This is a genomic window from Pseudomonas sp. SST3, from assembly GCF_003325755.1.
Map to the genome: position 1 here is coordinate 1 of NZ_QORI02000046.1, position 10,806 is coordinate 10,806.

Annotated in this window: 10 protein-coding genes; 5 read left to right on the forward strand and 5 right to left on the reverse strand. The window is 57.5% G+C overall.

Annotated elements, in window-relative coordinates:
* Nucleotides 1–55: 55 nt before the first annotated feature.
* The 4 genes from yidC to rpmH are packed head-to-tail and all read right to left on the reverse strand — an operon-like array spanning nucleotide 56 to nucleotide 1,599.
* Complete coding sequence (gene yidC / locus DQ405_RS22545) at nucleotides 56–811, reverse strand: membrane protein insertase YidC (RefSeq protein ID WP_446730908.1); 756 nt, start codon at nucleotides 809–811, stop codon at nucleotides 56–58.
* 2 nt (nucleotides 812–813) lie between these two features.
* On the reverse strand, nucleotides 814–1,059 hold the full coding sequence (gene yidD, locus DQ405_RS22550) for a membrane protein insertion efficiency factor YidD (protein WP_168426211.1): 246 nt from the start codon (nucleotides 1,057–1,059) through the stop codon (nucleotides 814–816).
* On the reverse strand, nucleotides 1,052–1,447 hold the full coding sequence (gene rnpA / locus DQ405_RS22555; protein WP_168426212.1) for a ribonuclease P protein component: 396 nt from the start codon (nucleotides 1,445–1,447) through the stop codon (nucleotides 1,052–1,054). Before rnpA ends, yidD begins: the two co-directional genes overlap by 8 nt.
* A 17-nt stretch (nucleotides 1,448–1,464) precedes the next feature.
* Nucleotides 1,465–1,599: a 50S ribosomal protein L34 gene (rpmH, locus tag DQ405_RS22560; protein ID WP_019340723.1), complete on the reverse strand. Its 135-nt coding sequence runs from the start codon at nucleotides 1,597–1,599 to the stop codon at nucleotides 1,465–1,467.
* Between the two features lie 501 nt (nucleotides 1,600–2,100).
* Between rpmH and dnaA the strand changes: the two genes are divergently transcribed.
* The 5 genes from dnaA (at nucleotide 2,101) to ahpF (ending at nucleotide 9,985) form a co-directional block, all read left to right on the forward strand.
* On the forward strand, nucleotides 2,101–3,552 hold the full coding sequence (gene dnaA / locus DQ405_RS22565) for a chromosomal replication initiator protein DnaA (RefSeq protein ID WP_168426213.1): 1,452 nt from the start codon (nucleotides 2,101–2,103) through the stop codon (nucleotides 3,550–3,552).
* A 36-nt stretch (nucleotides 3,553–3,588) separates the two neighbouring features.
* Entirely contained in the window at nucleotides 3,589–4,692 is a 1,104-nt protein-coding gene (gene dnaN, locus DQ405_RS22570) for a DNA polymerase III subunit beta (RefSeq protein WP_168426214.1), read from the forward strand.
* A 15-nt stretch (nucleotides 4,693–4,707) separates the two neighbouring features.
* A complete protein-coding gene (gene recF, locus DQ405_RS22575; RefSeq protein ID WP_168426215.1) occupies nucleotides 4,708–5,820 on the forward strand; it encodes a DNA replication/repair protein RecF in 1,113 nt (370 codons plus the stop codon).
* Complete coding sequence (gene gyrB / locus DQ405_RS22580; protein WP_168426216.1) at nucleotides 5,817–8,231, forward strand: DNA topoisomerase (ATP-hydrolyzing) subunit B; 2,415 nt, start codon at nucleotides 5,817–5,819, stop codon at nucleotides 8,229–8,231. The genes recF and gyrB overlap by 4 nt, the downstream gene beginning before the upstream one ends.
* Before the next feature lie 188 nt (nucleotides 8,232–8,419).
* Nucleotides 8,420–9,985, forward strand: a complete 1,566-nt coding sequence (ahpF, locus tag DQ405_RS22585) for an alkyl hydroperoxide reductase subunit F (RefSeq protein WP_168426217.1) — start codon at nucleotides 8,420–8,422, stop codon at nucleotides 9,983–9,985.
* A 79-nt stretch (nucleotides 9,986–10,064) separates the two neighbouring features.
* Here the strand turns inward: ahpF and DQ405_RS22590 are convergent, their stop codons facing one another.
* Nucleotides 10,065–10,802 carry a lysophospholipid acyltransferase family protein gene (locus DQ405_RS22590; protein ID WP_168426218.1) on the reverse strand — a complete coding sequence of 246 codons (738 nt, stop codon included), beginning with the start codon at nucleotides 10,800–10,802 and terminating at the stop codon, nucleotides 10,065–10,067.
* Between the last annotated feature and the right edge of the window lie 4 nt (nucleotides 10,803–10,806).

Below are 10,806 nucleotides of genomic sequence, written 5' to 3' on the forward strand. Positions count from 1 at the left end.
AATTTTTCCGGGGAAAATTTTGGGCCCCTTTTCCCCAAAGGGGAAACCCGGGGTTTTAAACCCCGGGTTTTAAAAGGGCCCCTTGGTCCAGAGTGCTGCGCCCAGATAGGTCGCGGTTCCGGTTGCTGTGCTGGATGACGGGTCGCCAACTGTCGTCACGCTTGAGCTGACCGAACATATAACCGGTCCAGGGCTCCTGGCTCTGGTTGTCGATCAGATAGCGCACGCCCAGATCGTAATCGCCACGATCGAAGGTGAAACGCTTGGTGTAGTTGACGCCGTCTTCGTTGTACTTCAGATCGACGACCAGCTGATCCTGACCTTCTGCCAACTGATACTGCTGCTGTTCGCTGCTGTACAGCGGCCGGCCGGTGGCCTTGTCTGGACCGTCGCCTATCAAGCCGCTCTGGGCTTCATAGGTTCTTTCACCGCTTCGCTCGAAAAGCTGGAACGGTACATCCGGTCGATCCTGGCGACGAGGAAATTCTGGCAAGCGTAGATCAACGATGTCGCCGCCACGAGGATCGATCGCGACGTCCAGCACGTCGGTGCGAACGCGAATTAGCTGCGAGCTGGCCTGGGTTTCCGGAAGCGCGCTGGCAGGCTGCTCGCCTCCGACGGCGGGAATATCACCCTGCGTACCTTCTGCGCTGGCAGCTGACGGGGTGTCCGGAAGTTGAGCAGTCGACGGTTGTTCCTGACTTGTCTCGGCAGGCAAGGCAGCTTGGCCATAGTCCTGATTCCACTGAAGAACCATCAGGTAGGCAACGACTGCCAGTGCGACAAGCAGAATCGAGCGTTTGATATCCATGGTTACTCGGTCATCGAAGATGAATTGGAGGTGTGGTTGGAAGGCACGGGATCATAGCCGCCCGGATTCCATGGATGGCAACGGCCAAGCCTGCGCAGGCTCAGCCAGCCACCGCGCAGCAGACCATGAGTTTCAATGGCCTCTTGTGCGTAGCAGGAGCAACTTGGGTAGAAGCGACAATGGCTCGCCATCATGGGACTGATGGCATACCGGTAGATCCGAATCGGGATCAAAGCCAGTTTACGCATGGGCGGGCTTGCCCTGTTCCGGATGATTGGCGGTCTGTGAGGGGGTGCGAGACAACCGTCTCCAGAGCTTGGCGAATTGCCGTGCCAGTTCGGGATTATCCAGATCAGCCAATCCCTTGCGCGAGATAACCACGATGTCCCACCCCGTCAGTTCCGTCTGGTGGAGACGAAAGGTTTCGCGCAGTTGACGCTTGATGCGATTGCGCTCCACCGCGAGCTTGACGCTCTTCTTGCCGATCACCAGCCCGATACGGGGATGCGGCAGTCCGTTTTCGCGTACCAGGAGCAGGACATTCCTGCCCGGTAACTTGCCGGAAGGGGAGTCGAAGACTGCTTTGAACTGGCGCGGGGTCAGCAGTCGCTTTTCCCGAGCGAAGTCTCGACTCACTACCTTTTCCGACGTGTTCAGACTGCCAGGCGCTTACGACCTTTGGCGCGACGACGCGACAGGACGGCGCGGCCGTTCTTGGTGGCCATGCGAGCACGGAAACCGTGGGTACGAGCGCGCTTGAGTGTGCTGGGTTGGAAAGTGCGTTTCATGATGCGTTACCTGGTGATCCGTTGCGGGCCGGAATGGCCCCCTTTTAAGAGACCGGCGATTGTAGAGAAGCCGCGCTGTCAGGTCAATTTCCGGCCAGCGAGATGAGGACAGAAAATAGTAAGAAAGAAAGAGAGTTAAAGCTCTTCTTAATGCAATGCTTATAAATGTATAACGAGAAATCTGTGGATAGATGGCTACACAGGCTTTTCTACGGGGCTTACAGCGCTCGCGAGAGTTCTGTGCAAGCGGTGCGCTCACGGTGGGGATCCGTTGGATAGCCTGTGGATTGAATGGTGACTTATCAACAGGCGGGTCTGTGACTAGACTGTCCACAGGCTTTTCCTAAGACATCAGGTTCGGTTATCAACAGAGCTTATGCAGAATGGTATTGCGGTTTTGGATCGAATTCCTGCCCACCTTATAGCGCCGGACTGTGGATAACCGCTCGGCCGGGGGCTACAATGGCTGCCGTTTAAGCTCGACAGCGTCTAGGAGATTCCGTGTCGGTGGAACTTTGGCAGCAGTGCATTGACCTCTTGAGAGATGAGCTGCCGGCCCAGCAATTCAACACATGGATCCGTCCGCTCCAGGTCGAAGCCGAGGGAGATGAACTGCGCGTCTATGCGCCTAACCGGTTCGTCCTCGATTGGGTCAACGAGAAGTATCTGTCTCGATTGCTCGAGCTGCTTTCCGAGCGCGCCACCGGTTTGGCTCCGTCTTTGTCCTTATTGATAGGCAGTAGGCGAAGTGCCGCAGCGCTTCCGTCGGCATCGGTCGCTCGCACTCAACAGCAGGCGGGCTCGCCCGCTGCCTCCGCGCCACCACAGGCTTCGTTGGCCGAGCCCTCGGTTGCGGCGGCAATCGAGCCTGCCGTTGCACCGGCGCCTGCGAGGGCGGAACGCAACGTTCAGGTTGAAGGCGGGCTCAAACACACTAGTTATCTCAATCGAACCTTTACCTTCGAGAACTTCGTCGAAGGTAAGTCCAACCAGCTGGCTCGCGCTGCTGCATGGCAGGTTGCCGACAATCCGAAGCATGGCTACAACCCTCTGTTTCTCTACGGCGGTGTGGGCCTCGGCAAAACACACCTGATGCATGCGGTTGGCAATCACCTGCTGAAGAAGAACCCCAACGCCAAGGTGGTTTATCTTCATTCCGAGCGCTTCGTCGCCGATATGGTCAAGGCGCTGCAGCTCAACGCGATTAACGAGTTCAAGCGCTTCTATCGGTCCGTAGATGCGCTGTTGATCGATGACATCCAGTTCTTTGCCAAAAAAGAACGATCCCAGGAAGAGTTTTTCCACACCTTCAACGCCCTGCTTGAGGGTGGGCAACAGGTGATTCTTACCAGTGACCGTTATCCAAAGGAAATCGACGGGCTCGAGGAAAGGCTGAAGTCTCGCTTCGGTTGGGGCTTGACCGTGGCTGTCGAGCCGCCGGAGCTAGAAACCCGAGTGGCGATCCTGATGAAAAAGGCGGATCAGGCCAACGTCGACCTGCCTCATGATGCGGCGTTCTTTATCGCGCAGCGGATCCGCTCGAATGTCCGTGAGCTGGAAGGCGCGCTGAAGCGGGTGATCGCTCATGCCCACTTCATGGGGCGCGATATCACCATCGAACTCATTCGCGAATCGCTAAAGGACTTGCTTGCCCTGCAGGATAAGCTGGTAAGCGTCGATAATATCCAGCGCACCGTCGCGGAATACTACAAAATCAAAATATCCGACCTGCTGTCGAAACGACGTTCGCGCTCGGTTGCACGGCCGCGCCAGGTCGCGATGGCTTTGTCCAAAGAACTCACCAACCATAGCCTTCCCGAAATCGGCGATGCGTTTGGTGGGCGTGATCACACGACGGTGTTACATGCCTGTCGTAAGATTGCGGAACTTCGCGAATTGGATGCTGATATTCGCGAAGATTACAAAAACCTGCTGCGTACTTTGACAACCTGACAGACTGCGGCCAATTAATAGGCAAGGGACCAGACCATGCATTTCACTATTCAGCGCGAAGCCCTGTTGAAACCCCTGCAGTTGGTGGCTGGCGTCGTCGAACGGCGCCAGACGTTGCCGGTGTTGTCCAACGTGCTACTGGTGGTTCAGGACCATCAGTTGTCGCTTACCGGTACGGATCTTGAGGTTGAGCTGGTTGGCCGCGTGGCTCTGGAAGATGCATCCGAGCCAGGCGAGATCACTGTACCGGCGCGTAAGTTGATGGATATCTGTAAGAGCCTGCAGCCTGACGCGCTGATCGATATCCGTCTGGATGATCAGAAGGTGGTGATCAAATCGGGGCGTAGCCGTTTTTCCCTTTCCACTCTGCCGGCCAATGATTTTCCCACGGTTGAGGAAGGCCCGGGCTCGCTGAACTTCAGCGTTAACCAGGGCAAGATGCGTCGTCTTATCGAACGCAGCAGCTTTGCTATGGCTCAGCAGGATGTGCGCTATTACTTGAACGGAATGCTGCTCGAGGTCTCCAGCGGCATGCTGCGTGCGGTCGCGACCGATGGCCATCGCCTAGCGATGTGCTCCATGCAGGCCGGCATCGAACAACCGGATCGCCACCAGGTCATCGTTCCACGCAAGGGCATTCTCGAGCTGGCGCGTCTGCTGACCGATCAGGACGGCGACGTCAGCATCGTGCTGGGTCAGCATCATATTCGAGCGACGACCGGCGAATTCACCTTTACCTCCAAGTTGGTGGACGGAAAGTTTCCCGATTACGAGCGAGTCCTGCCTCGTGGTGGCGACAAGCTGGTGGTTGGCGAACGCCAGACCCTCCGGGAAGCATTCAGCCGCACGGCGATCCTCTCTAACGAAAAGTACCGCGGAATCCGTCTTCAGCTAGAAAACGGACTACTGAAGATCCAGGCGAACAACCCCGAGCAGGAAGAGGCTGAGGAGGAAGTCGCTGTCGACTATTCAGGCGGGTCGCTGGAGATAGGCTTCAACGTTAGCTACTTGCTCGATGTGTTGGGCGTCATGACCACCGATCAGGTTCGATTGATACTTTCCGATGCGAATAGCAGCGCGCTGGTACAGGAGTTCGATAACGATGACTCGGCCTACGTCGTAATGCCGATGCGTCTGTAGTGCGCTTCCAACTGAATGTCCCTTAGCCGCATTTCTGTCACCGGCATCCGCAACCTGCTGCCGGTGACACTATCTCCTTCTCCCCGAATCAATATCCTCCATGGTGACAACGGCAGCGGGAAGACCAGTCTTCTCGAAGCCATTCATCTCCTTGGTATGGCGCGCTCATTCCGCAGTACGCGTTTGAATCCTGTCATAAGCCACGAGCAAGACAGCTGTACAGTATTTGGTCAGGTCGAGCTGGGCGAGGCGCAGTCAAGCGCGCTGGGTATCTCCAGAGATCGCAGTGGCGAAGTGCGGATTCGCATAAACGGACAGACTGTGCGGAGTGCGGCGGAGCTTGCAGATGCGCTGCCGTTGCAGCTTATCAATCCGGATAGTTTTCGTTTATTGGAAGGCGCGCCGAAGCTCCGCAGACAGTTCCTCGATTGGGGCGTGTTCCACGTGGAACCCCTCTTCCTTCAGGCCTGGCAGCGCCTCCAGCAGGCGCTGAGGCAACGAAACTCATGGCTGCGACATGGTACACTGGACGCCGCTTCGCAGGCCGCGTGGAGCCGCGAGCTCAGTGCTGCCAGCGATGAGATTGACGGCTATAGGCGGGCTTATATTCAGGCGCTGAAGCCCGTGTTCGAACGTACGCTGGCCTCCCTTCTGGACCTTGAAGGCTTTCGGTTGAGTTACTACCGGGGCTGGGACAAAGAGCGCTCCCTGGCCGAGGTGCTCGCGGCTTCTATCGAGCGTGACAGGGTTATGGGACATACGCAGGCGGGACCGCAGCGAGCGGACCTGCGTTTGCGGATAGCCAACCATAACGCGGCCGAAACCTTGTCTCGTGGTCAACAGAAGCTGGTCGTCTGTGCGCTGAGAATCGCGCAGGGGCATTTGGTCAGCGAGGCCAAGCGAGGTCAATGCATTTATCTGGTCGACGATTTGCCGTCCGAATTAGATGACCAACACCGGCTTGCATTGTGCCGGTTACTGGAACAGCTGAATTGCCAGGTTTTTATCACCTGTGTCGATTCAGACGTATTGAAAGAAGGCTGGCGTGACGATACGCCAGTCTCAATGTTTCACGTGGAACATGGTGCAATAGCCCAGGTCCACGGCCCCTCGGGAGTGAAGGCATGAGCGAAAATCACACGTACGATTCGTCCAGCATTAAGGTTCTCAAGGGCCTTGATGCAGTACGTAAACGTCCCGGCATGTATATCGGCGATACGGACGACGGTACCGGTCTGCACCACATGGTCTTCGAAGTGGTAGATAACTCGATCGACGAAGCGTTGGCTGGCCATTGCAGCGATATCTGCATTACCATTCACGTGGATGAATCCATCAGCGTCCGCGACAATGGCCGTGGTATTCCGGTAGATATTCACGAAGAAGGCGTATCCGCAGCTGAAGTCATCATGACTGTCTTGCATGCAGGTGGTAAGTTCGACGACAACTCTTACAAGGTATCCGGCGGCCTGCACGGCGTAGGTGTGTCGGTGGTGAATGCGCTTTCCGAAGAGCTGATCCTGACGATCCGTCGAGAGGGCAAGGTTTGGGAGCAGACATACCGTCACGGCGTGCCTCAGGCGCCGCTGATCGCTGTTGGTGAAACCGAGGATTCCGGTACCGAGATCCATTTCAAACCGTCGGCCGAGACCTTCCAGAACATCCACTTCAGCTGGGATATTCTGGCTAAGCGGCTCCGTGAGCTGTCCTTCCTGAACTCCGGTGTAGGAATCGTTCTGCGCGATGAGCGCAACGCGAAGGAAGAGCTGTTCAAATACGAGGGTGGCCTTAGCGCCTTCGTGGCCTACCTCAATACCAACAAGACGCCGGTCAACGAGGTTTTTCACTTCAACGTTCAGCGTGACGATGGCGTTGGTGTCGAAGTGGCTCTGCAGTGGAACGACAGCTTCAACGAGAACCTGCTCTGCTTCACCAACAACATTCCTCAGCGCGATGGCGGTACCCACTTGGCGGGTTTCCGTTCAGCGCTGACACGCAATCTGAACAACTATATCGAGCAGGAAGGCCTGGCGAAGAAGCACAAGGTATCGACCACCGGCGATGATGCGCGGGAAGGCCTGACCGCGATCATTTCGGTGAAGGTGCCTGATCCGAAGTTCAGCTCGCAGACCAAGGATAAGCTCGTCTCATCCGAAGTCAAAACCGCTGTTGAACAGGAAATGGGCAAACATTTTGCCGACTTTCTGCTCGAGCATCCGAATGAAGCGAAGGCCGTTGTCGGCAAGATGATCGATGCGGCGCGTGCACGGGAGGCCGCACGCAAGGCGCGTGAGATGACCCGTCGTAAGGGCGCGCTGGATATCGCCGGTCTGCCTGGAAAACTCGCCGATTGCCAGGAAAAGGACCCTGCCCTTTCCGAACTGTACATTGTGGAGGGTGACTCCGCGGGCGGTTCTGCCAAGCAGGGCCGTAACCGCAGGACTCAGGCCATCCTGCCGCTCAAGGGCAAGATCCTCAACGTCGAGAAAGCTCGGTTCGACAAGATGATCTCGTCTCAGGAAGTTGGCACGCTGATCACCGCGCTTGGCTGCGGCATTGGCCGCGAAGAGTACAACATCGACAAGCTGCGTTATCACAACATCATTATCATGACCGATGCGGACGTTGACGGTTCGCACATTCGTACCTTGTTGCTGACGTTCTTCTTCCGTCAGCTTCCTGAACTGATCGAGCGCGGCTACGTGTATATCGCTCAGCCCCCGCTGTACAAGGTCAAGCGCGGCAAGCAGGAACAGTACATCAAGGATGACGAGGCGATGGACGAGTACCTCACTCAGTCCGCTCTCGAAGATGCCAGTCTGCACGTCAACGAAGATGCGCCTGGCTTGTCGGGTGAGGCGTTGGAGCGACTGGTCAACGATTACCGCACCGTGATGAAGACATTGCAGCGTCTTTCGCGGCTGTATCCTCAGGAGCTGACCGAGCATTTCATCTATCTGCCACGAGTGACTGTCGAACAGTTGGCTGATCACGCGTCCATGCAGGCCTGGCTTGAACCCTACGCCGCCTTGTTGAAAGGGGTTGAGCGCTCAGGTCTGGCCTACAAGGCAAGCTTGCGTGAGGACAAGGAGCGTAATCTCTGGCTGCCCGAGGTCGAGATTATTTCCCACGGCCTGGCCAGCTACATAACCTTCAATCGTGACTTCTTCGGCAGCAACGATTACAAGACGGTCACGGTGCTGGGTGACAAATTGAACAGCCTGCTCGAAGAGGGAGCTTATGTGAAGCGTGGTGAACGGAGGAAGCCGGCCACAACCTTCAAGGAAGCGCTCGATTGGTTGATGACTGAAGGTACGCGCCGGCACAGTGTTCAGCGATACAAGGGGCTAGGTGAGATGAACCCGGACCAACTCTGGGAAACCACCATGGACCCAGCGGTTCGCCGGATGCTGAAGGTTACCATTGAAGATGCGATCGCAGCCGATCAGATATTCAATACGCTGATGGGAGATGCAGTTGAGCCGCGCCGCGATTTCATCGAGTCCAATGCGTTGGCGGTGTCCAACTTGGACTTCTAATGGAGGGCTTGATGCGATAAGCGCGTGTGCTAACAAAACCCGGCGTAAGCCGGGTTTTTGTTCCACGTGGAACATCGATAGCGTTACTCGATGGCGTCGCTTGTCTTAATCAATTTTCGGAATCGCCTCTCGGCTCGTATGCTTTGGTCATTCAAAACTTCTCAACCTTCCAGCCAAGGGGAAATTTCATGCTAGATAGCAATCTCACGACCCAGTTGAAGGCCTATCTTGAAAAGGTCACCCAGCCGTTCGAGATCGTTGCGTCCCTCGATGACGGTGCCAAATCCCAGGAAATGCTCAGCCTGCTGGAAGAGATCACCAGCCTGAGCGACAAGATTACGCTGCGTACTGACGGCGATGACGTGCGTAAGCCCTCGTTCGCACTCAACCGCATCGGTGGCAACATCAGCCTGCGTTTCGCTGGCATCCCGATGGGGCACGAATTCACCTCGCTGGTGCTCGCCCTGCTGCAGGTTGGCGGCCATCCGTCGAAGACTGCACCGGAAGTCATCGAGCAGATCCAGAACCTCGACGGCGAATACAACTTCGAAACCTACTTCTCGCTGTCCTGCCAGAACTGCCCGGACGTGGTCCAGGCACTGAACCTGATGGCGGTGCTCAACCCGAACATTCGCCATGTCGCCATCGACGGCGCGCTGTTCCAGGAAGAAGTCACGGTGCGTCAGGTCATGTCCGTACCGAGCATCTACCTTAACGGCGAGCTGTTCGGCCAGGGGCGCATGGGCGAGGAAGAGATTCTCGCCAAGCTCGACACCGGTGCTTCGGCCCGTGATGCCGAAAAGCTCAGCGCCAAGGACGGGTTCGACGTGCTGGTCGTTGGCGGTGGTCCGGCCGGCGCTGCCGCCGCCATCTATGCCGCGCGCAAGGGCATCCGCACCGGTGTCGCCGCCGAGCGCTTCGGCGGTCAGGTGCTGGACACGATGGCCATCGAGAACTTCATCTCGGTCAACGAGACCGAAGGCCCGAAGCTGGCCCGCGCGCTGGAAAACCACGTGCGCGAGTACGACGTCGACATCATGAACCTGCAGCGCGCTGCGGCACTGATTCCAGCCTCGACCGAGGGTGGATTGCATGAGATCAAATTGGAGAACGGCGGATCGCTGAAGGCCAAGACGTTGATCCTCGCTACCGGTGCGCGTTGGCGCGAAATGAACGTGCCGGGTGAACAGGAATACCGTGGCCGTGGCGTCGCCTACTGCCCGCACTGCGACGGCCCGCTGTTCAAAGGTAAGCGTGTGGCGGTAATCGGTGGCGGCAACTCAGGCGTGGAAGCGGCCATCGACCTGGCCGGCATCGTCGCCCAGGTCACCCTGCTCGAGTTCGACAGTCAGCTGCGTGCCGATGCCGTGCTGCAGAAGAAGCTTCACAGCCTGCCCAACGTCACCGTCATCACCAGTGCGCTGACCAGCGAGGTCAGCGGCGACGGGCAGAAGGTCAACGGCCTGGTCTACAAGGATCGCAACTCCAGCGAGTTCCACACGCTGGAACTGGAAGGCATCTTCGTGCAGATCGGTCTGCTGCCCAACTCCGATTGGCTGAAGGGCACCGTTGAGCTCACTTCGCGCGGCGAGATCATCGTCGATGCGCGTGGCGAGACCTCGCTGCCGGGTATCTTCGCCGCGGGTGACGTGACCACCGTGCCGTACAAGCAGATCGTCATTGCCGTCGGCGAAGGTGCCAAGGCCTCGCTGAGTGCCTTCGATCACCTGATCCGCAGCTCGGTCGACGACTGAACCTGAGGGTAAGAGAAAGGGGGAGCAGATTTCGGTCTGCTCCCCCTTTTTCGTTCGCGCCTACCTGCGTTTTATTCGCTTAGGACTTGGCCTCAAGCTGACTGACCTGCAGGTTGACCCAGTCTTCGGCGCGCTGATTGAGCTCGGCGACTGCCCGTGGTCCTTCGCTTGCGGCGTGCATGGCCGGTCCGATAACCACCCGAATGGTCCCGGGCCGCTTGCCCCAGCCAGACTTCGGCCAGAACATTCCAGCATTGTGCGCGATTGGCAGAACGGGAAGATTGGCATTCACCGCCAATGCCGCTCCGCTGCGGGAAAACTTACCGGTCTGCCCGACCGGCACGCGTGTACCCTCGGGAAAGATCAACACCCATGCTCCCTGCTCCAGCCGTTCTTGGCCCTGCTTGGCGACCTGACGCAGTGCCGCCTTGGGGTTGTTGCGATCAATAGCGATCGGCTTGAGTAGCATGATTGCCCAGCCGAAGAACGGCACATGAAGCAGTTCGCGCTTGAGTACCTGGCTCAGCGGTTCGAAGTACGCCGAGAGAAAGAAGGTCTCCCAGGTGCTCTGATGCTTGGAAAGAATGACGCAGGGCTTTTCCGGAATGTTCTCCTGGCCACTGATCTCATAGCGAAGGCCGACAACGGTTCTCGCCAGCCACACCGCACTGCGACACCAGGTCTGGACCACGAACCGATAGCGCGTGCGAAACGACATGAAGGGCGCAAAGACCAAGCTGACCAGGCACCAAGCAAATGCCGTGAACGCCAGGAGCAGGTAGAACAATGCGACGCGTACTGGCAGCAATACGTTCATCCTT

What these genes read in the sequence shown, in the direction of transcription:
- dnaN (WP_168426214.1), top strand. Translation starts at nt 3,589, where the DNA reads ATGCATTTCACTATTCAGCGCGAAGCCCTGTTGAAACCCCTGCAGTTG.
- DQ405_RS22590 (WP_168426218.1), bottom strand. Translation starts at nt 10,802, where the DNA reads ATGAACGTATTGCTGCCAGTACGCGTCGCATTGTTCTACCTGCTCCTG.
- yidC (WP_446730908.1), bottom strand. Translation starts at nt 811, where the DNA reads ATGGATATCAAACGCTCGATTCTGCTTGTCGCACTGGCAGTCGTTGCC.
- ahpF (WP_168426217.1), top strand. Translation starts at nt 8,420, where the DNA reads ATGCTAGATAGCAATCTCACGACCCAGTTGAAGGCCTATCTTGAAAAG.
- recF (WP_168426215.1), top strand. Translation starts at nt 4,708, where the DNA reads ATGTCCCTTAGCCGCATTTCTGTCACCGGCATCCGCAACCTGCTGCCG.
- rpmH (WP_019340723.1), bottom strand. Translation starts at nt 1,599, where the DNA reads ATGAAACGCACTTTCCAACCCAGCACACTCAAGCGCGCTCGTACCCAC.
- yidD (WP_168426211.1), bottom strand. Translation starts at nt 1,059, where the DNA reads ATGCGTAAACTGGCTTTGATCCCGATTCGGATCTACCGGTATGCCATC.
- gyrB (WP_168426216.1), top strand. Translation starts at nt 5,817, where the DNA reads ATGAGCGAAAATCACACGTACGATTCGTCCAGCATTAAGGTTCTCAAG.